This is a genomic window from Pseudomonas aestiva (genome assembly GCF_039908605.1).
Classification (GTDB): Bacteria; Pseudomonadota; Gammaproteobacteria; order Pseudomonadales; family Pseudomonadaceae; genus Chryseomonas; species Chryseomonas aestiva.
In genome coordinates this window covers 1,211,687-1,230,882 of record NZ_CP150916.1, presented here as the reverse complement: position 1 = coordinate 1,230,882, position 19,196 = coordinate 1,211,687, and the positions used below count along the sequence as shown (strand labels likewise).

At 68.6% G+C, this 19,196-nt stretch carries 15 protein-coding genes; 9 read left to right on the top strand and 6 right to left on the bottom strand.

What is annotated here, in order from left to right; all coding sequences use genetic code 11:
* Positions 1–12: 12 nt before the first annotated feature.
* Positions 13–618: a LysE family translocator gene (locus tag AABM56_RS05705; RefSeq protein WP_133859935.1), complete on the bottom strand. Its 606-nt coding sequence runs from the start codon at positions 616–618 to the stop codon at positions 13–15.
* 144 nt (positions 619–762) lie between these two features.
* Here AABM56_RS05705 and AABM56_RS05700 point away from each other — a divergent pair, with 144 nt between their 5' ends.
* From AABM56_RS05700 to AABM56_RS05675, 6 genes are all read left to right on the top strand, one after another.
* Positions 763–1,797, top strand: a complete 1,035-nt coding sequence (locus AABM56_RS05700) for a LacI family DNA-binding transcriptional regulator (protein ID WP_263259201.1) — start codon at positions 763–765, stop codon at positions 1,795–1,797.
* Between the two features lie 87 nt (positions 1,798–1,884).
* Complete coding sequence (locus tag AABM56_RS05695; protein WP_263259202.1) at positions 1,885–3,240, top strand: MFS transporter; 1,356 nt, start codon at positions 1,885–1,887, stop codon at positions 3,238–3,240.
* A 22-nt stretch (positions 3,241–3,262) separates the two neighbouring features.
* On the top strand, positions 3,263–4,414 hold the full coding sequence (locus AABM56_RS05690; protein WP_133859938.1) for a mandelate racemase/muconate lactonizing enzyme family protein: 1,152 nt from the start codon (positions 3,263–3,265) through the stop codon (positions 4,412–4,414).
* 72 nt (positions 4,415–4,486) lie between these two features.
* On the top strand, positions 4,487–5,932 hold the full coding sequence (locus AABM56_RS05685; RefSeq protein WP_133859939.1) for an ATP-binding protein: 1,446 nt from the start codon (positions 4,487–4,489) through the stop codon (positions 5,930–5,932).
* Entirely contained in the window at positions 5,917–7,254 is a 1,338-nt protein-coding gene (locus AABM56_RS05680; RefSeq protein WP_347883898.1) for a sigma-54 dependent transcriptional regulator, read from the top strand. Before AABM56_RS05685 ends, AABM56_RS05680 begins: the two co-directional genes overlap by 16 nt.
* 153 nt (positions 7,255–7,407) lie before the next feature.
* The gene (locus AABM56_RS05675) at positions 7,408–8,172 is read left to right on the top strand and encodes a hypothetical protein (RefSeq protein WP_133859941.1); all 765 of its coding nucleotides are present in this window, start codon (positions 7,408–7,410) and stop codon (positions 8,170–8,172) included.
* Here the strand turns inward: AABM56_RS05675 and AABM56_RS05670 are convergent, their stop codons facing one another.
* Positions 8,173–9,393 carry a pyridoxal phosphate-dependent aminotransferase gene (locus tag AABM56_RS05670; RefSeq protein WP_133859942.1) on the bottom strand — a complete coding sequence of 407 codons (1,221 nt, stop codon included), beginning with the start codon at positions 9,391–9,393 and terminating at the stop codon, positions 8,173–8,175. It abuts the gene before it with no gap.
* Between the two features lie 160 nt (positions 9,394–9,553).
* Here AABM56_RS05670 and zapE point away from each other — a divergent pair, with 160 nt between their 5' ends.
* The 3 genes from zapE to AABM56_RS05655 all read left to right on the top strand — a co-directional run bounded on the left by zapE (position 9,554) and on the right by AABM56_RS05655 (position 12,252).
* Positions 9,554–10,654 (top strand): cell division protein ZapE, encoded by a 1,101-nt coding sequence (zapE, locus tag AABM56_RS05665; protein ID WP_133859943.1) that lies wholly within the window; start codon positions 9,554–9,556, stop codon positions 10,652–10,654.
* 91 nt (positions 10,655–10,745) lie between these two features.
* Positions 10,746–11,609 carry an MBL fold metallo-hydrolase gene (locus tag AABM56_RS05660; RefSeq protein WP_133859944.1) on the top strand — a complete coding sequence of 288 codons (864 nt, stop codon included), beginning with the start codon at positions 10,746–10,748 and terminating at the stop codon, positions 11,607–11,609.
* Positions 11,610–11,802: 193 nt separating this feature from the next.
* The gene (locus AABM56_RS05655) at positions 11,803–12,252 is read left to right on the top strand and encodes a DMT family transporter (RefSeq protein WP_241495391.1); all 450 of its coding nucleotides are present in this window, start codon (positions 11,803–11,805) and stop codon (positions 12,250–12,252) included.
* A gap of 8 nt (positions 12,253–12,260) precedes the next feature.
* On the opposite strand, the gene AABM56_RS05650 is transcribed toward AABM56_RS05655, so the two are convergent.
* The 4 genes from AABM56_RS05650 to AABM56_RS05635 form a co-directional block, all read right to left on the bottom strand.
* On the bottom strand, positions 12,261–14,765 hold the full coding sequence (locus tag AABM56_RS05650) for a sulfite reductase flavoprotein subunit alpha (protein ID WP_347883897.1): 2,505 nt from the start codon (positions 14,763–14,765) through the stop codon (positions 12,261–12,263).
* On the bottom strand, positions 14,750–15,433 hold the full coding sequence (locus AABM56_RS05645; protein ID WP_133859946.1) for a Fe2+-dependent dioxygenase: 684 nt from the start codon (positions 15,431–15,433) through the stop codon (positions 14,750–14,752). Before AABM56_RS05645 ends, AABM56_RS05650 begins: the two co-directional genes overlap by 16 nt.
* 61 nt (positions 15,434–15,494) lie before the next feature.
* Complete coding sequence (locus tag AABM56_RS05640; RefSeq protein ID WP_347883896.1) at positions 15,495–17,711, bottom strand: TonB-dependent siderophore receptor; 2,217 nt, start codon at positions 17,709–17,711, stop codon at positions 15,495–15,497.
* A 181-nt stretch (positions 17,712–17,892) separates the two neighbouring features.
* The gene (locus tag AABM56_RS05635) at positions 17,893–19,056 is read right to left on the bottom strand and encodes a type III PLP-dependent enzyme (RefSeq protein WP_263259729.1); all 1,164 of its coding nucleotides are present in this window, start codon (positions 19,054–19,056) and stop codon (positions 17,893–17,895) included.
* Positions 19,057–19,196: the final 140 nt, after the last annotated feature.

Sequence of the window (19,196 nt, the reverse complement as noted above, 5' to 3'; positions counted from 1 at the left end):
TCCTGTCGTCCTTCAGCCTAGCAGACCGTGCCAGGCGTCGTGGAACAGCAGCAGGGCACACGCGATCAGACTCAGCCCCAGCACCCGATTCACCGCGCGCAAGCCGCGTCCCCGGACTAGGTAACGCCCGAGCAGCGCGCCAAGCAAGGCGTAGCTGGCCGGGGCGCCGCCCGCCGACAGGGCTAGCGGCAGCGACCAGAGGGCGATCTTGCTACCGGTCACCTGAGCCGCCGGGAACATCACCGTGGTGATGGGCAGCACCGCCAGCCAGCCCTTGGGATTGAGCCCCTGGATCAGGAAGCCGCGGGCGAAGGTCAGCCGCGTTGCGGCGCACTCCTCCTTTCCCGCCGCCGTCGGCGGCGCGGCTCGGGCAATGAGATAGCCGAGGTACAGGCAATAGCCACCGCCCAGGAGCGCCAGCCACGGCAGCAGCGCCCCCGAGACCAGGACCGCACCGGCATAGCCCAGGGCCAGAAACAGGATCAGCATGGCGCAGCCCACCCCGGCATAGAAACCCAGCGCCCGCCGGGCCTGGCCGCGCAGACCGGCGTTCAGCCCCAGGGCGTTGACCGGGCCGGGGCTGTACATGACGCTCAGGGCATAGAGGACGATTTCCAAGAGACACCTGTCAGGCTTCGAGAAGGAGACCCAGGCTAGCCAGCACGTCCGGTGCTGGCTTGTACGTCTGTGGCTCGTTCACCTTGAGAGTCATCGTATGACTCGGCAGAATCGGGCATTCCCTCTCCTGTCGCGGAGTCGCTCTTGTCCGGTGATCGCAACGCCCCGTCCTGGCCTGGTCGTTCCACTGGCAAGCCACCGACCCTAAAGGACGTGGCCCGCCTGGCCGGGGTCTCGCCGATCACCGTTTCGCGCACCCTCAACCAGCCGGAGATCGTCCGGCCGGCGCTGCGCGAAAAGGTCTTTCGCGCGGTGCGCGAGAGCGGCTACCAGCCGGCCATGCTTACCACCGGCAGCGCGCCCCTGGAGAGTCGGCTGATCGCCATCCTGGTGCCCACCATCGTCAATTCCATCTTCGCCGACACCGTGCAGGCGCTCATGCAGACCCTGACCGAGGCCGGCCACCAGACCCTGCTGGGCCTGACCGACTATTCCGCCGAACGCGAGGAGCGGCTGCTGGACGCCTTGCTGCGCCGCCGCCCCGACGCCATGGTGCTGACCGGCACCTTGCATACGGCCGCCAGCCGACTGCGCCTGTCACAGGCCGGCATTCCGCTGGTGGAGTGCTGGGACCAGGGTGAGCGACCGCTGGACATGCTGGTGGGCTTTTCCCATGTCGCGGTGGGCCAGGCCGTCGCCCGGGAGCTGCTGGCGCGCGGCTATCGCCACTTCGCCAGCCTGACCCTGGACGATCCCCGCGGACGGCTGCGCCGCGATGCCTTCCGTGACGAACTGGCCATCCACGGACTGGCCGCGCCAGCCGATGTCAGCCTGCCGCCGCCGGCCACCCCGGCACTGGGTCGCCAGGGCCTGGCCCGCCTGCTCGAGGCTGGAATTCGTCCTGAGGTGGTGGTCTGCAGCTCCGACACCCTCGCCCACGGGGTGCTGGCCGAAGCCCATGCCCGCGGCTTGCAAATACCGGAAAAGCTGGCCGTGATGGGCTTCGGCAACCTGGCCAGCGCCGCCCATCTGATCCCGGCACTGAGCACCGTGGACGTGCGCGGCGCCGCGATGGGCACCCATGCCGCCACGGCCCTGCTCGCCCGTCTGGCGGGCGCCGAGGCGCCGCGGCAACGGGATACCGGCTTCGAACTGGTCATGCGCGAGAGTACGCGCTGACGATTGAATGATTGCGTAATCAGCTTAGCGTCCTCCTGCAGGTGCCGGCCTCGCCGCCGGCTTTGCCCGCTGAAAAGGACAATAACAATGCGCACTTCCCCTGAGCCGTCGCGGCGCACTCGCGTCCGCTATCTCGTCCTGGCGATGATCTTTCTGGTGACGGTATTCAACTACGTCGACCGCGCCACCCTCTCCATCGCCGCACCGGCCCTGCGTCACGACCTCGGTTTCGACGCCGTGGCCATGGGGCTCGCCTTCTCGGCCTTCGGCTGGGCCTACACCGCCATGCAGATTCCCGGCGGCATCGTGCTCGATCGCTTCGGCTCGCGGCTGGTGCTGGGCGCCAGCCTGATTCTCTGGTCGGTACTGACCTTCCTGCAGGGCTACGTCGAATTCTTCTCCTCGGCGCTGCTGGCGCTGTTCGTGCTGCGCTTTCTCATGGGCGTGGCCGAGTCGCCGGCCTTTCCGGCCAACAACCGCCTCACGGTGATGTGGTTCCCGCGCCAGGAACGCGGCCTGGCCACCGCCATCTTCCAGTCGGCGCAGTACTTCGCCCTGGCGGTGTTCACGCCACTGATGGTGATCCTGCTCAACCAGTTCGGCTGGGAGCACGTGTTCTTCTGGACCGGCGGCGCCGGCATCCTCATCGGCCTGCTGTGGTTCGCCACCGTGCAGGAGCCCCGGCACGACAGGCGCGTCAGCCAGAGCGAGCTGGACCATATCGAAGCCGGTGGCGGCCTGCCCGATCTGGGCGACACCCGGGCGCCCGTCAGCTGGCGCACCTTCAAGGCCATCAGCGGCAATCGCATGATGCTGGGCATCTACCTGGGACAATTCTGCCTGACCACCATCACCTGGTTCTTTCTCACCTGGTTTCCCACCTACCTGGTCGAGGCCAAGGGGCTGACGATGCTCAAGGTCGGCCTGATCGCCACCATCCCGCCGGTGGCCGGCTGCCTGGGCGGCGTTCTCGGCGGACTCTGGTCGGACGGCATGCTGCGCCGCGGCTACAGCCTCACCGCCGCGCGCAAGACGCCGATCATCGTCGGCCTGCTGCTTTCCAGCAGCATCGTGGTGGCCAACTACACCCAGTCCATCGTCCTGGTCACCCTGGTGATGTCCATCGCCTTCTTCGCCAAGGGCGTGGGCAACCTCGGCTGGTGCATCGTCGGTGATGTCTCGCCCAAGCGCGCCATGGGCGTGAGCGGCGCCCTTTTCAACTTCTGCGGCAACATCGCCAGCATCATCACCCCGCTGGCCATCGGCCTGATGATCAACCAGCTCGGCTCCTTCGACGTGGCCCTTACCTACGTCGCCGCCATGGGCCTGCTCGGCGCCTTCTCCTACCTGGTCATCGTCGGCCCGCTCAGGCGCCTGGACCTCGGCGAACTCAATGACGAGCCAGCCGCCACCGCCGACGCCCTGCCTGCCACCCGTCCCTGATTCCTCACCCTGGAGCATCCCCATGTCCGATAACGCCTACAGCGCCGACCAGGACCGCATCGTCTGGGTCCGCCTGGCTTCCGTGTTCCTGCCGCTGGCCACCCCCATCAGCGACGCCAAGGTGCTCACCGGCCGGCAGAAGCCGATGACCGAGATCGCCATCCTCTTCGTCGAGATCGAAACCCGCGACGGCCAGCGCGGCCTGGGCTTCAGCTATTCCAAGCGCGCCGGTGGCCCCGGCCAGTTCGCCCACGCCCATGAAATTGCCCCGGTGCTGCTCGACGAGAATCCCAGCGACATCCAGAAGCTCTGGACCAAGCTCTGCTGGGCCGGCGCCTCGGTAGGTCGCAGCGGCCTCGCTACCCAGGCCATCGGCGCCTTCGACGTGGCCCTCTGGGACCTCAAGGCCCGTCGCGCCAACCTCTCCCTGGCACGCCTGCTGGGTGCCCAGCGCGACTCGGTGCGCTGCTACAACACCTCCGGCGGCTTCCTGCATACGCCGCTGGAGCAGTTGTTGGTGAACACGGACCTCTCCCGGGAAAAAGGCATCGGCGGCATCAAGCTCAAGGTCGGCCAGCCCGACTGCGCCCTGGACCTTGAGCGCGTCGCCCGCGTGCGCCGCCACCTGGGCGACAGCTTCCCGCTGATGGTCGACGCCAACCAGCAATGGGACCGACCCACCGCCCAGCGTATGTGCCGGCGCTTCGAGGAATTCAACCTGATCTGGATCGAAGAGCCGCTGGACTGCTACGACGCCGAGGGCCACGCCGCCCTGGCCGCGGCCTTCGACACCCCCATCGCCACTGGCGAGATGCTGACCAGCATCGCCGAGCACCAGGAATTCATCCGCCTGCGCGGTGCCGACTTCCTGATGCCCGACGCGCCACGGGTTGGCGGCATCACGCCCTTCCTCAAGGTGGCCGCCCTGGCCGAGCAGGCTGGCGTGATGCTGGCACCGCACTTCGCCATGGAATTGCACGTGCACCTGGCCGCCACCTATCCCACCGAGCCCTGGGTGGAACACTTCGAATGGCTGGAGCCGCTGTTCAACGAACGCCTGGAAACCCGTGACGGGCGGATGCAGGTACCGACCCGTCCGGGTCTCGGGCTGTCCCTGAGCGAGCGGGTACCCGGCTGGACGGCGCAGGAAGCGGAATTCGGCCGGCGCGCCTGACCCCCGCGCTGGCACTCGAACTCCGCCGGGGTGTGGCACTCTATCCAGGCCAAGGCCTGGAAGAGAACGCCCATGTTCGGATCGCTGCGCAGTCGTCTGATTGCCCTGCTGCTGATGCTCGGCGGCATGGCCGTCGGGGTCGGCTGGCTGATGATCCTGCTGCTGCGCCAATCGGAAAGCGCCCAGCTCGGCCAGGCCACGGTGGAAGCCGAGCAGGCCTGCCAGGCCATCGCCAGCAGCTATCGTTTCTACAGCAACGGCTGGTCCGGCCCTACCGCTGGCCTCGCCGATCCGGCCCTGCAGCGCAGTCTCGCCGGCGTGGCCAGTGTCGCCTTGCTGCGTTATCGCGGCATGGCCGGCGGTCTCTGGCAGGAGCAGGCGGGGCTCCTGGCCGATGCCAGTCCCTTCTCCCTGACCGCCGCCGAACGCCAGCACCTGGCCGATCTCTCCGCCGCGACCCTGGCCGAGGCGCGCAGCCTGAGCGACAGCTTCAGCGCGGACGGCGCCACGGTGCTGGTCGCCGCCTGCCCGCTGTCCGGCCCCATCCCCGATCTCGCCGCCTGGACCCTGACCCGCCTGACCTTCGCCGAGGGCAGCGGTCAGCGCCAGCTGAAACTGGGCCTGGGCCTGCTGCTGCTGGCCATGCTCGCCGCTACCCTGCTGCTCGGTCGACTCACCTGGCAGTGGTCGCGGCATGTGGCGCGGGTCGAGCGCGATCTGGGCGCCAGCGCCAGCCACGACCTGCCCACCCTCGCCCTCACCGGCGAACGCGAGCTGGATCGGGTGCTGGCGGCGCTCAACCAGGCCGGGCAGCGCCTGACCCAGGCACGGGACGAGGCCCAGCGGCTGACCACCCAGGTCCACGCAAGTGAACGGCTGGCCGCCCTTGGTCGGGTGGCCGCCGGGGTCGCCCACGAGATCCGCAATCCGCTGGCCGCCATGCGCCTCAAGGCCGAGAACGCCCTGGCCGGCGACAGCGGCCGTCAGCAGCGCGCGCTGGACGCCATCCTGCTGCAGGTCACCCGCCTCGACCGCCTGCTGCGCCGCCTGCTCGACCTCACCCAGCCGCTGCACCTGCAACCGACCGCCATCGAACTGCCGGTCTTCTGCCGCGAGGTGCTGGCCGGTCACGAAGACCAGGCCGCCCAGCGCGGCATCCGCCTGACCGCCAGGGTGGCCGTCGAGCAGGGCTATTTCGATCGCGACGCCCTGGCCCGCGCCCTGGACAACCTGCTGCTCAACGCCCTGCAGGCCGCCCCGGCCGCCAGCGAGATCCGTCTCGACGCCAGCCGCCGTGGCGACTGGCTGGTGCTGGCGGTGGAAGACGCAGGCCAGGGACCACCTGCCGAGTTGCGCGGCCAGCTCTTCGAGCCCTTCGTCACCGGTCGCCCCGAAGGCACCGGCCTGGGCCTGGCCCTGGTCCGCGAGACCGCCCGCGCCCACGGCGGCGAGGCGCGCCTGATCGAACCCTCCATCCCCACTCGCTTCGAGATCCTCCTGCCATGCCAACCCTGCTGATCATCGATGACGACGCCGGTCTGCGCGACGCCCTGGCGGAAACCGCCGCGGACCAGGGCTACCGGGTGCTGCAGGCCGACGGGGGCGAAGCGGGCCTGCAGCGCCTGGCGCAGGAATCGGTGGACGCCGTGCTGCTCGACCTGCGCATGCCCGGGCTGGATGGCCTGGAGGTGCTGGCGCGCATTCGCGCCCGCCCCGAGCCGCCGGCGGTCACGGTGCTGACCGCCTTCGCCAGCGCCGGCAACACCATCGAGGCCATGCGCCTGGGCGCCTTCGACCACCTCACCAAACCCATCGGCCGCGAAGAACTGATCCGGGTGCTGGCCGGGATGACCGCCCAGCGCGGCCCGGCCAGCGCGCCGCCGGCTGCGGTCGAAGGCCATACGCTGGTGGGCGGCAGCGACGCCCTGCGCCAGGTGCAGAAGACCATCGGCCGCCTGGTGGACAGCGAGGCCACGGTGCTGGTCACCGGCGAGACCGGCACCGGCAAGGAACTGGTGGCCCGCGCCATCCACGAGCACGGCAAGCGACGCGGGGCGCCCTTCGTGGCGGTCAACTGCGCGGCCATCCCGCCGGACCTGCTGGAAAGCGAACTCTTCGGCCATGTGCGCGGCGCCTTCAGCGGGGCCACCACCAATCGCCTCGGTGCCTTTCGCAAAGCCCAGGGCGGCACCCTCTTTCTCGACGAGATCGGCGACATGCCGCTGCCGATGCAGGCCAAGATCCTCCGCGCCCTGCAGGAACGCGAGGTGACGCCGGTGGGTGGCGCACCGGTACGGCTGGACGTACGGCTGGTAGCGGCCACCCACCGCGACCTGGCCCAGCGCGTCGCCAGTGGCGACTTCCGCGAGGACCTCTTCTATCGCCTGCACGTGGTGCCCATCCACCTGCCGGCCCTGCGCGAGCGGCGGGCCGACATCCTGCCGCTGGCCGAGCACTTCCTCGCCGCCAGCGGTCGCGTGCTGGCGGACGATGCCGCCGCCCTTCTGCTGCGCCACTCCTGGCCCGGCAACGTGCGGGAATTGCGCAACGCCATCCAGCGCGCCGCGACCCTGGCCCAGGGCGAGCGCATCGTCGCCGCCGACCTTGCCTTCCTGCAGGGCGAGACGCCGGATGAGTTAGCCATCGACGCCAGCTGGCCGGAGGAGACCCTGGCCGAGGCCACCGCACGCCTGGAACGCCTGCTGATCGAGCGCGCCCTGCAGCGCAGCAATGGCAATCGCGCCGAAGCGGCCCGCCGCCTGGGTATCCATCGCCAGCTGCTCTATACCAAGCTGAGTCGGCTGGGCCTGGGTGTCGGTGCAGACGACAGCACGGCCTAGGCTGTCCGCTTTGCCGACAGGTATGTCCGCCAGCCGGACGCAATGCCTGGCCCGGATGGCCACTGAAATTAGCAAGCTATTGATTTTTATACAAAATAAAAGTTGGCACAGGCCCTGCAATAGCCTGATCGTCAACCACCGCAGGAGTCATCCATGCCTACCAAGACCCAAACCCTCGTGATCGGGACCTTCGCCCTGCTGTCCGTCAGCGGCCTCGTCCTGGCACAGACCGCACCCGCCGGCAGCACCGCCACCACCACCGCGGCCAGCGCCCAGATTCCCACCCAGCAGGGCCAGCTCAAGCAGTTCCTGCTCAATCCCCGGGGCGATATCGATGGCCTGATCCTGGCCGACGGTACCGAGGTCAACACCCCGCCGCACCTGTCCGAGCAACTGGCCGCCACCTTCAAGCCGGGTGACAGCATCAACGTCGCCGGCCTGCGCGCCGCCAGCCTGCCACTGATCCAGGCGGTCTCCCTGACCAATGTCCAGACCGGCAAGACGGTCACCGATGAAGGCCCGGATCGCGTGGGCGGTCGCCGTCCGCCGGCACCCCCGGCACCTGGCGCCGAGCGCGATGGTGACAGCCTCCAGGGCCAGATCGTCCAGCTGCTGCACGGTCCCCGTGGCGACGTGAACGGCGCCCTGCTGCAGGACGGTACCGCCCTGCGCCTGCCGCCCCATGAGGCCCTGCGCCTGCAGGCGCTGCTCAAGCCGGGTCAGAACGTGGCGGTGCGCGGCGAGCTGGTGGCCAACGCCCAGGGGCGTGCCTTCCGGGTCAGCGCCCTGGGCGCCGACGCCAACTCGCTGCAGACCCTGGACACCCCGCCGGCACCCCGCGGTCCCGGTCGTCTGCCGCCACCCCCGCCCCCCGGCGTCCAGCCGGTAGCCCCGGGTGCCCAACCGCCGGCCGGCTGATCAGGCCAGCAGCCGCCGGGTCGCTTCGGCGATCCGGCGGCAGGCTTCCTCCAGCACCTCGTGCGAGGTGGCGTAGGAAACCCGGAAGTAAGGCGCCAGGCCAAAGGCCGAGCCTGGAACCACCGCCACCCCGCCCTCATCCATGAGGTAGCGGGCAAAGGCCGTATCGCTGTCGATCACCTCCCCGCCCGGCGTCCGCCGACCCAATATCCCCGCGCAACTGGCATAGACATAGAAGGCCCCCTCGGGCCGCCGCGCCGACAGACCCGGCACCGCATTCAAGGCATCCACCACCAGATCCCGCCGCTCGCGGAACAGCTCGCAGCGCTCGCGCACGATGTCCTGCGGCCCATCCAGGGCGGCGATGGCCGCGGCCTGGCTGACCGAGCAGGGGCAGGAGGTCACCTGGCTCTGCACACTGGCCATGGCCTGGATCAGCGCCTTAGGTCCACCGGCATAGCCCAGGCGCCAACCGGTCATGGCATAGGCCTTGGAGACGCCGTTGATGGTCAGGGTCCGCTCGCGCAGCCGTGGCTCCAGCGCCGCCGGGGTGACGAAGCGAAAGCCGTCGTAGAGGATGTGCTCGTACATGTCGTCGACCATCAGCCAGACCTGCGGATGGCGCAGCAGCACCTCCAGCAGCGGGCGATAGTGTTCCTCGCCATAGGCCGCCCCCGAGGGGTTGGACGGCGAGTTGAGCATCACCCAGCGGGTGCGCGGGGTGATGGCCGCCTCCAGGGCCGCGGCAGTCAGGCGGAAGCCATCCTCCTCACGGCACGGCAGCACCACCGGCGTGCCGCCGAGAATGGTGACGATGTCGGCATAGGTCACCCAGAAGGGCGCGGGGATGATCACCTCGTCACCCGCGTCCAGGGTCGCCATCATGGCGTTGAAGATCACCTGCTTGGCACCGGCCGAGGCGGTCACCTCGTCCTGAGCGAACACCAGGTCGTTCTCCCGCGCGAATTTGCGGCGGATGGCCTCCTTGAGCGCCGGGCTGCCGTCGAGCACCGTGTACTTGGTCTGGCCGGCGCGGATGGCCTGGATCGCCGCTTCCTTGATGTGCTCCGGGGTATCGAAATCCGGTTCGCCCGCACCCAGCACCAGCAGATCGGCGCCCTGGCGGCGCAGGGCGTTGGCCCGCTCGGTGATCTTGAGGATCTCGGAGACGCCCACGGAGGCGAGGCAGTGGGCGAGGTGCAGGGTGGAATCGGCGGCCATGACGGGGCTCCAGGCAGAGATGAAAGCGGGTGCCGGCGGCGTCCGGCAGGGTCGTCTCGCACTATCGAACCGCCGCGGCCGGCCTTCAAACGCTATAAAGGACTCACGTCATTCCGCCGGGGCATGGTCTGCTGCCAGCACGGGCGCTAGAGTGGCGGCCATGTCCAATGCCTTTCCCCCCCTCGCCGCCTACCGCCGGGCCCTGGCCCAGGGCGACCGCCTGCCCGATGTCGCCCAGGAAGCCGCTGCGCGCCAGCTGGAAGCCTGTCACGCCGACCTGCTGGCCGGGCGTCCGGCACGCGGTCTCTATCTCTGGGGCCCGGTCGGGCGTGGCAAGACCTGGCTGCTGGACCTGTTCCACGCCAGCCTGCCGGTGCCCGCCCGCCGCCAGCACTTCCATCACTTCATGCGCTGGGTGCACCAGCGGCAGTTCCAGCTCAGCGGCACCCGCGATCCCCTGCAGGTGCTGGCCCGCGAACTGGCTGCCGAGGTGCGGGTGCTGTGCTTCGACGAACTCTTCGTCAGCGACATCGGCGACGCCATCCTGGTGGGCGGCCTGTTGCGCGCCCTGCTGGACCAGGGCCTGGTGCTGGTGGTCACCTCCAACCAGCCGCCCGAGCAGCTCTATGCCGGCGGCTTCAATCGCGAGCGCCTCCTGCCCGCCATCGCCGCGCTGCAGGCGCGACTGGAGGTGCTGGAGGTGGACGGCGGCCAGGACCACCGCCTGCACGAAGGCCAAGCCGAACCGCGCTTCTGGGTGGACGATCCCACCGCCCTCGCCACGACCTTTGCCCGCCTCACCCCGGGGGAAGCCGTGACGACCGCGCCCCTGATCCTCGGCGAGCGCCCCCTGCCCGTGGTGCAGCGGGCCTCCAGCGCGATCTGGCTGGACTTCGCCGTGCTCTGCCAGGGCGCCTGGGCCACCACCGACTACATCGATCTCTGTACCCGCTTCCCTGCCCTGTTGCTGGGCAACGTCCCCTGCCTGTCCGGCGATCCCCGCGCGAGCCGGATCGCCCGCGGCACCGAAGACGGCGCGACGCGGGTCCTCGCCGGCGACCGCGAACTGCCCCGCCTGGCCCCCCAGGATGACGCCGTGCGCCGCTTCATCGCCCTGGTCGACGAAGCCTACGACCGCCGCCGCCCGCTCTATCTCGATGCCGCCGTACCCCTGGAACAGCTGTACACCCGCGGCTTTCTGGAATTCCCCTTCCGCCGCACCCTGAGTCGCCTGAGGGAGATGCAGCAGGCGCGCTACTAGACCGGATCGGTCCTGCGGCGACGAGGCACGCCGCGGAGCGGCGGAGCCCCGTGTTAAGGTGGGACATCCCATCTCTTCACGAGGCCCGGTCATGACTCCGCGCATCGAACCCTTCTTCGACGCCACCACGTCCACCTTCACCTATGTGATCTACGAGGCACCCGGCAGCCGCTGCGCCATCGTCGACTCGGTGCTGGACTACGATCCGCATTCGGGCCGCACCGCCACCCTGTCGGCGGATCGCGTCGCCCGCTTCGTGCGCGACCAGGGGCTGACCGTAGAGTGGCTGCTGGAGACCCATGCCCACGCCGACCACCTCTCCGCCGCGCCCTATCTGCGCCGGCAGCTGGGTGGCCGCATCGCCATCGGCGAAGGCATCCGCCGCGTCCAGGGCGCCTTCAAGGACGTCTTCAACCTGGAAGCGGAATTCCGCCTCGACGGCTCCCAGTTCGATCACCTGTTCCAGCCCGACGAGGTCTTCCACATCGGTGCCCTGAGCGCCCGCGCCCTGCACGTGCCCGGCCACACCCCGGCCGACATGGCCTACCAGGTGGAGGAAGACCATGTCTTCGTCGGCGACACCCTGTTCATGCCCGATGTCGGCTCGGCGCGTTGCGACTTCCCCGGTGGCAGCGCCCGCGATCTCTATCGTTCGATCCGCCGGCTGCTGACCCTGCCCGAGGCCACGCGCCTCTATCTGTGCCACGACTATCCGCCCGCCGGCCGCGAAGCGCGCCATGAGACCACCGTGGGTGAAGAGCGCGCCCTCAATGTCCACGTCCGCGATGGCGTGGACGAAGACGCCTTCGTCGCCCTGCGTACCCGCCGCGACGCCACCCTGTCCATGCCGACGCTGATCCTGCCGGCGATCCAGGTGAATATCCGCGCCGGCACCCTGCCGCCGGCCGAGGCCAATGGCCGCCGTTACCTGAAGATTCCCATCGACGGTTTCTAGGCAGTGGGCGGCAGGGCCACCCTCGCCCAGCCCTCGTCGTCCGGTCCAGCGATCATCCCTGAATCCGCGCTGACACGGCCCCTGCTGGGGCCTTCGGCTGAGTACAGGCGTCAGGGACAGCTACCGAAAATCGTCCCCACGACTGTTTCGCCCTACCCTGGGGCATACTGCGCGCCCCCTTTCACCTGGAGTCCTGTCGATGCCCGTCTGGTGGCTGCTCGTCCTGCCCTTCATCGCCGGTGCCTGCCTGCCGCTACAGGCCGGCATCAACGGCCAACTGGCCCGGCACCTCGGCAGCGTCTTCGCCGCGGCGTCCATTTCCTTCATGGTCGGCCTGCTCGCCCTGCTGGGCCTGACCCTCTGGCAGCGTGGCGTCCCCACCCTGGGTGCCCTGCGCGAATTGCACTGGTGGCACTGGTGCGGCGGCCTGCTGGGGATGTTCTTTATCGCCATGGCCGCCTTCGCCGGTCCGCGCATCGGCGCCACCCTGTTCATGGCGCTGGTGATCGCCGGGCAGCTGGCCATGTCGCTGAGCCTGGATCACTTCGGCTGGGCCGGCTTTCGCCAGGACCCGGTGACCCTCGGCAAGCTGGCCGGCGTGGTGCTGATCGGTGCCGGCGTCTGGTGCATCGCCCGCGCCTAGGTCCAGGCCTAATAGAGATCGCGGCGGTAGCGGTCTTCATCGATCAGGCGCTGGACCTCGGCCTCGCCAAGCAGCGCCTGCAGCGTGGCCTGGACGCCGCGCCCCAGGCCCGGCAGGCTGCCGCAGACCATGATCACGGCATCGGCCGCCAACCAGTCCAGTAGCAGCTCGCGCTGCGCCCGCAGGCGGTCCTGCACATAGCCGTCGCCGTCCCGCGAGAACACCCGGTCCAGCCGGGCCAGTTCGCCCCGTGCCTGCCAGGCCTGCAATTCAGTGCCGTAGAAATCATCGTGCGCTGCCGTGCGTTCGCCAAACAGCAGCCAGTTGCGCCTGTGCCCGGCGGCGATACGTGCCGCCAGCAGCGGGCGCACCCCGGCCAGCCCGGTACCGGCGGCGATCAGGATCAGCGGCCGTTCGTCCAGCGGTGGTCGGAAGCCGGGATGGACGCGGAGCCGCGCCTCCACGACGTCACCCGGCTGCAGCGCCGTGGTCAGCCAACCGGAGGCGATGCCCAGGCGGCCATCCGCCTTGCGCGCCTGGCGCACCAGCAGCCGCAACGGCCCTTCGCCGGGCAGCGAGGCGATCGAGTAATGGCGCACGGCGAGGGGCTTCAGGGCGTCGAGCAGGGCCTGGGCGTCCAGACCCCGCAGCGCGGTCTGGTCTTCCGGCAGCAGCAGGGTTTCCAGGGCCACGGCCAGGGTCTGGGTGATGCCGTCGCGCGCCACCACGCTGTCCGCGGCCAGCCCCAGGGACGACAGCCAGGCCGCCACCCGTTCGGCACGCTGGCGTGGCGCGATCTCGAGGATATCGCCGGGTGCCCAGCTGCTCCCGGGCGGTGGCAACAGCCGCAGCTCGAAGACCGCTCCACCGGGGCTGCCGGCATTGAGCCGCTGCACCGACGCCAGTTGCCAGGACTGCAGCGGACGCTCGGGCGGTGCCTCGGCACGCGCGGCGCCCAGGGCCTGGAGCTGAGCCTGCCAAAGCGCAAGCGCCTGGGCGTCGCCATTGTCCACCTCCACCGGGGCGAACAGCGGCCGGGCGCCCTGCCCACCCAGCCAGGCATCCAGCCGTTGGGCGAAGGCGCAGTAGGCCGGATAGCGCCGGTCGCCCAGGGCCAGCAGCCCATAGTTCAGGCTTGGCAGCGCGGCTGCCCGGGTCAGCAGGCGTCGCTCGAAGCCGCGCGCGGCATCCGGGGCCTCGCCGTCGCCGTGGGTGGCGACCACGAACAGCGCCCGGGTGGCCCGCTGCAGTCGCTCGACCGAGAGCCGCCCCAGCGCGACCACCTCGGCGCTCAGTCCCGCCGCCTGCAACTGGCTGGCGGCCTGCCAGGCCAGCGCCTCGCCCTGGCCACTCTGGCTGGCGTAGCCGATCAGCCAGTCGGCGGCGCCCGCCGCGGCGGGTGTCAGCCCGCTTTGCGCCTGGCGCGCCTGCCGGCGTTTGCGCCGGCGATCCAGATAGAGCCAGAGCCCGGTCACCATGAACAGCGGCATGGCCAGGCTGGCGAGCAGCAGGGCCACCCGCCCCGCCAGGCCGGAGTATTCGCCCGAATGCAGGGCATAGACACTGAGCAGCAACCGAGCGCCCAGCGGCTGCTCGCGGTAGCGGCGATGATCGAGCACCCGCCCCGCGCCGTCGAAGACGATGCGATTGAGGGCACGGACATGCTCGGCATCGTCGGGCAGATACCAGAGAGTGGGATGGCTGACCTCGCGCGCCGGATTGGGCAGCAGCAGGCCGTAGCCTTCCACCCGTCCGCCGGTCTCCTGCCGAAAGCTCCGCCAGAGCGCGTCCAGGTCCACGTCCTGGCGCGCCACCACCCCCGAGATCCGGGGCTCCGGGACGGCGCCCAGCAGGCGCTCGCCGGCCTCACGGTACCAGCCGTACGACCAGTAGAGGCCGGTCAGCGCCGCCAGCAGATAGAGCAGCAGGCACCAGGTGCCGGCCACGGCGTGCAGGTCCCAATGGAAACTGCGCCCCTGACGGCCCCAGTCCAGGGTCAGCCAGGTGCGCCAGCGCCGAACCTGCCGCGGCCAGCGCAGGTAGAGGCCAGACAGGCAGAGCACCAGCAGGATCAGGGTGGCGGCGCCGGTCAGAGCCTTGCCCACCGGTCCCAGGGCCAGGGAGCGGTGCAGGTCCAGGATCAGGCGAAAGAACCCCTGGCCGCGGGGCGCCGTCAGTACCTCGCCCGTGTAGCGATCGAACAGCTGCACCTCGGGACGCCCCTGACCCTTCGCCGGTGCCAGGCCGAGCAGACCGTAGCCTTCCCCCGCCATGCTGGAAACGAAGCTCAACTCCCGGTCCGGCGGCACGAGGCGCTGCCGCACTTCCGGCAGCGTCAGCGGACGCCGATCCGGCGTCGCGGCGGTCGGCGGCGGATTGAGCAGCTCCAGCAATTCCAGCTGGAAGCTGTAGAGCGCCCCCGTCACGCCCAGCACCACCAGCACCAGACCTGCGGCCAGGCCCAGCAGGCTGTGCAGCTGGAAGAGGCCCCTGCGGATCAGGGCTGAGCCCATTGGCGCAGGAGGTTGTGATAGACGCCGGTCAGCTGCAGGCAGGCCTCATGGCCCTGCCCCAGCTCGGCGGCCGCCCGCTGGATACCCTGGTCGAGTTCGAACAGCTGGCTGCGCTGACCGGCATCGCGCACCAGGCTCTGGATCCAGAAGAAGGAACACAGCCGCGCGCCTCGGGTGACCGGCAGCACCCGGTGCAGGCTGCTGGCCGGATAGAGGATCAGATCGCCGGCCGCCAGCTTGACGCTGTGGGCGCCATAGGTGTCTTCCACCACCAGTTCGCCCCCGTCGTATTCGTCCGGCTCGCAGAAGAACAGCGTGGCCGACAGATCGGTGCGCAGGTAGCCGCTGCCATCCGGCAGCGGCCGCAGGGCATTGTCCACGTGCAGGCCAAAGGACTGGCCGCCCTGGTAGCGATTGAACAGCGGCGGAAACACCCGCGCCGGCAGCGCCGCGGCGACGAACAGCGGATGCCGCGCCAGCGCCTGCTGGATCAGCTCGCCCACTGCGCGCGCCGCCGGCTCGTCCGCCGGCAGCTGCAGATTGTCCTTGGCCATGGCCGACTGGAAACCGGCCGTGTGCCGGCCATCGGCCCAGGCCGCCGCGTCCAGCCGCTGGCGGCACTCCCCTACCTGCTCGGGCGTCAGCACGCCCGGAACGCTGATCATCATGGTGATTCCCTCTAACGCCGAAAGCCCTGCGCAGGCAGGGCTTCGGTTGCTGCAGGCGACCTCAGAAGCTGTAGGTCGCGGTCAGGATGGCGGAACGGGCATCGCCGTATTCGATGGCCGACGATCTCGTGCTCACGCCCAGTTGCGAGCGCACCCGCTCCACATAGTCCTTGTCGAAGACGTTGTTGACGTTGAGTTGCAGGTCGACGTTGCGATTGACGCGATAGCCGACCATGGCGTTGTGCAGCCAGTAGTCGTCGAGCTTGGCGCCGTCGTTGCTGGAGGTGACGTTGCGCACGCTGACATAGCGGGCGCCATAGCCCACCCGCCAACCGGCCGGCAGCTCATAGGTGGTCCAGAGATTGAGCGAACGCGGCGGGGTGTTGGCCAGGGCCTGGCCTTCGCGATTGCGCCCGTCCAGGGTGTCGGCGGCCTTGAGCGTCTCGCTGTCGAGGAAGGTGAAGTTGGCGTAGACATTCCACTGCGGGGTGATCCGCCCGGTGGCGCCCAGTTCGATGCCCTGCACGCGCTGCTTGCCGGCCAGGGCGGTGCTGCCATCGGCCAGGGTCTCCCGGGCATTGCTCTTCTCGACGCGGAACAGGGCGCCGTCCAGCTCCAGGCGCTTGTCGAGGAATTCCCACTTGGTGCCCAGTTCCCAGGTCTTGTTCTTTTCCGGACCCAGATCCTGGTTGGCCGCGCTCAGGCCGGCGCCGGTGGAGGTCAGGCTTTCCGCCGAGGGATTGAAGGAGGTGCCATAGGCCACGTAGACCCGGCCGTTCGGCGCCGGCTTGAACACCAGGCCGGCGCGCCCGCTCAGCTTGGCGTCATCGGCACTCAGGCGGGTCTTGCTGCCGCGCACGCCGTTGGCGACCGGGGTGGTATCGCTGTCGCCGTCGAACCAGTCGTAGCGCAGACCCAGGTTCACGTCCCAGTAGTCGTTGAGGGCGATGGTGTCGAAGGCATAGAGCGCCTTGTCGATCAGCACGTTGTTGGCGATGGCCGAGGTCTGCTTGTCGGTGGCGCCGTCATAGCGCTCCGGCGGCGCGGCCAGGGAGTAGCCGGCAGCGGGGAAGGTCAGGCCATAGCTGTAGGTGTCGCGGTCGTAGTCCTCGCGGGAGAACTCGGCGCCCAGCACGAAGGAATGCCCCAGGCCGAAGGTGTCGACGTTACCGGTCAGGTTGGTCTGGTTGATCCACATCTCCGAGGTCACGTCGCGGCCATAGCCCTGGGGACCGGCCGGGCGATAGCGGCCCGCGGCGACGCCACCCAGGTTGACGTGGGACGCCGAGATCACCACGTCGCGCTCGATGCGGCTGTAGCGGGTCAGGTTCTGCAGACTCAGGTTGTCGTTGAAGCGATGCTCCAGCTCCACGGTGAAGACATTGTTGTTGATGTCTTCCTTGTCGATGTTCTTGAAGCCGAAATAGGCATCGCGATCCACCCCGCCCAGGCGCTTGCCGTTGAGCGCCGGCACCCCGTAGTCGGGCTGGTTGTTGTCGGTCTGGTGGAAGTAGCTCAGGGTCAGGCGGGTATCGTCCGACAGGCCCAGGGCCAGCGACGGCGCGATGCCCCAGCGCTCGCGATCGATCTGGTCGCGGCCGGGCACATCGTTCTCGTGGGCCATCAGGTTCAGCCGGAAGGCGCTGTCGGTGCCCACGCCCTGGAGCGGCTGGTTGGTGTCCAGGGTCAGGCGGCGATAGCTGTCGGTGCCGAGGCCCGCACCGATGCGGGTGAACTGGCGCTCCTGGGGCTTCTTGCTGATCAGGTTGATGGAGCCACCGGTGGTGCCGGCGCCGCCGAACACTGAATTGGGGCCCTTGATGACCTCGACCGATTCCAGGTTGAAGGTGTCGGTGCGGTTGGTCTGGGTGCTGTCGCGCAGGCCATCGATCTGGATGTTCGAGTTGGCGCTGAAGCCGCGGATATTGATGCTGTCGCCGGAGCCGCCACCGCCCTCGCCGGCGTTGAAGGTGATGCCGGACACGTTGGACAGCACCGATCTCAGACTCAGGGCCTGCTGATCCTGGATGACCTGCGCCGGCACCACCGTCACGGTCTGCGGGGTGTCCAGCAGGGGCGCGGTGTACTTGCGCGAGGCGGACTGCTCGGCCTTGAAGCCTTCCTGCTGCGCCTGACCTTCGATGGTCAGACTTTCCAGGCGGGTCACCGGCTCCTTGGCGTCCTGGGCCTGCGCCCCGAGGGACAGCGAAGCGACGGCGACACTGAAGGTAGAAACCAGCAGACGACGCTGGGACAGCGAGGACATTTCCTTGGACATGATGGCGAGCCGCCTCCTTATGTGAATGCGGCGCGATTCTATTTGCAAACGATTATCAAATCCATAGCGAATGTAAATTATTCTTAACAATTCGGAAAAGCGCCTGACACAGCGCTTTTCACCAGGCATGAAAAAGCCCGCGTCCCTGGCGGGACGCGGGCTCGATCGACGCGGAAAGCCCTTAGAGGTAGAAGGCCTTCAGCGGCGGGAAGCCGTTGAATTCCACCGCGCTGTAGCTGGTGGTGTAGGCGCCGGTGGACAGCCAGTACAGGCGGTCACCGCTGGCCAGGTTCAGCGGCAGGCCGTACTTGTAGTGCTCGTACATGATGTCGGCGCTGTCGCAGGTCGGCCCGGCGATGACGACTTCTTCCATCTCGCCCTTCTTCTCGGTCCAGATCGGAAACTTGATGGATTCGTCCATGGTTTCGATCAGGCCGGAGAACTTGCCCACGTCGGTATAGACCCAGCGCTCGACGGCGGTACGCGACTTGCGCGCCACCAGCACCACTTCGCTGACCAGGATGCCGGCGTTGGAGATCAGCGAGCGGCCCGGTTCCAGGATGATTTCCGGCAGCTCGTCGCCGAAGTCTTCCTTGAGGAAGCGGATGATCTCCTCGGCATAAGTCTCCAGGCTGTTGGTGCGATGGATGTAGTTGGCCGGGAAGCCACCGCCCATGTTGATCATCTTCAGGGTGATGCCGTCTTCTTCCTTGAGGCGCTCGAAGATCACCTTGACCTTGGCGATGGCGGCGTCCCAGACGTCGATGTCGCGCTGCTGGCTGCCGACGTGGAAGGAGATGCCATAGGGCTCCAGGCCCAGCTGACGGGCCAGGATCAGCAGATCCAGGGCCATGTCGGGCTGGCAGCCGAACTTGCGCGACAGCGGCCAGTCGGCCGAGTTGGAGCCTTCGGTGAGGATCCGCACATAGATGCGCGAGCCCGGGGCGGCCTTGGCGATGTTGCGCAGGTCGGCCTCGGAGTCGGTGGCGAACATGCGCACGCCCTTCTCGTAGAAGTAGCGGATGTCCTTGGATTTCTTGATGGTGTTGCCGTAGCTGATGCGCTCCGGCTCGACCCCGGTGGACAGCACCTTGTCCAGCTCGTAGATGGAGGCGATGTCGAAGTTCGAGCCCTTGTCGCGCAGCAACTCGGTGATCTCGATGGCCGGGTTGGCCTTGACCGCGTAATAGATCTTGGCGAACGGGAAGTTGCGAACGAGATCGTCATAGGCCCGGCCGATGGTGGCGGTGTCGATGACGACGAAGGGGGTTTCCTGCTGGTCGGCGAAGGCCTTCATCTTCTGGAAGGTTTCGCGAGAATAGTAATCTTCGACCTTGATGGACATGCGTCGGACTCCCGATGGGCAGAACAAATTGAAGGAGGGGGTGTTCTGAACGCCTAATCCGTTTCCCCACTTTGGTTCGCCTACTTCCCAAGGCACATCGCCGAAAGCAAAAAGGTCAACGCGTACTGGCGTTGACCTCG

Excerpts from the sequence above, each read along its gene's own strand:
- AABM56_RS05695 (WP_263259202.1), top strand. The coding sequence starts at position 1,885 with ATGCGCACTTCCCCTGAGCCGTCGCGGCGCACTCGCGTCCGCTATCTC.
- AABM56_RS05690 (WP_133859938.1), top strand. The coding sequence starts at position 3,263 with ATGTCCGATAACGCCTACAGCGCCGACCAGGACCGCATCGTCTGGGTC.
- AABM56_RS05685 (WP_133859939.1), top strand. The coding sequence starts at position 4,487 with ATGTTCGGATCGCTGCGCAGTCGTCTGATTGCCCTGCTGCTGATGCTC.
- AABM56_RS05680 (WP_347883898.1), top strand. The coding sequence starts at position 5,917 with ATGCCAACCCTGCTGATCATCGATGACGACGCCGGTCTGCGCGACGCC.
- AABM56_RS05675 (WP_133859941.1), top strand. The coding sequence starts at position 7,408 with ATGCCTACCAAGACCCAAACCCTCGTGATCGGGACCTTCGCCCTGCTG.
- AABM56_RS05670 (WP_133859942.1), bottom strand. The coding sequence starts at position 9,393 with ATGGCCGCCGATTCCACCCTGCACCTCGCCCACTGCCTCGCCTCCGTG.
- zapE (WP_133859943.1), top strand. The coding sequence starts at position 9,554 with ATGTCCAATGCCTTTCCCCCCCTCGCCGCCTACCGCCGGGCCCTGGCC.
- AABM56_RS05660 (WP_133859944.1), top strand. The coding sequence starts at position 10,746 with ATGACTCCGCGCATCGAACCCTTCTTCGACGCCACCACGTCCACCTTC.
- AABM56_RS05650 (WP_347883897.1), bottom strand. The coding sequence starts at position 14,765 with ATGGGCTCAGCCCTGATCCGCAGGGGCCTCTTCCAGCTGCACAGCCTG.
- AABM56_RS05645 (WP_133859946.1), bottom strand. The coding sequence starts at position 15,433 with ATGATGATCAGCGTTCCGGGCGTGCTGACGCCCGAGCAGGTAGGGGAG.
- AABM56_RS05640 (WP_347883896.1), bottom strand. The coding sequence starts at position 17,711 with ATGTCCAAGGAAATGTCCTCGCTGTCCCAGCGTCGTCTGCTGGTTTCT.
- AABM56_RS05635 (WP_263259729.1), bottom strand. The coding sequence starts at position 19,056 with ATGTCCATCAAGGTCGAAGATTACTATTCTCGCGAAACCTTCCAGAAG.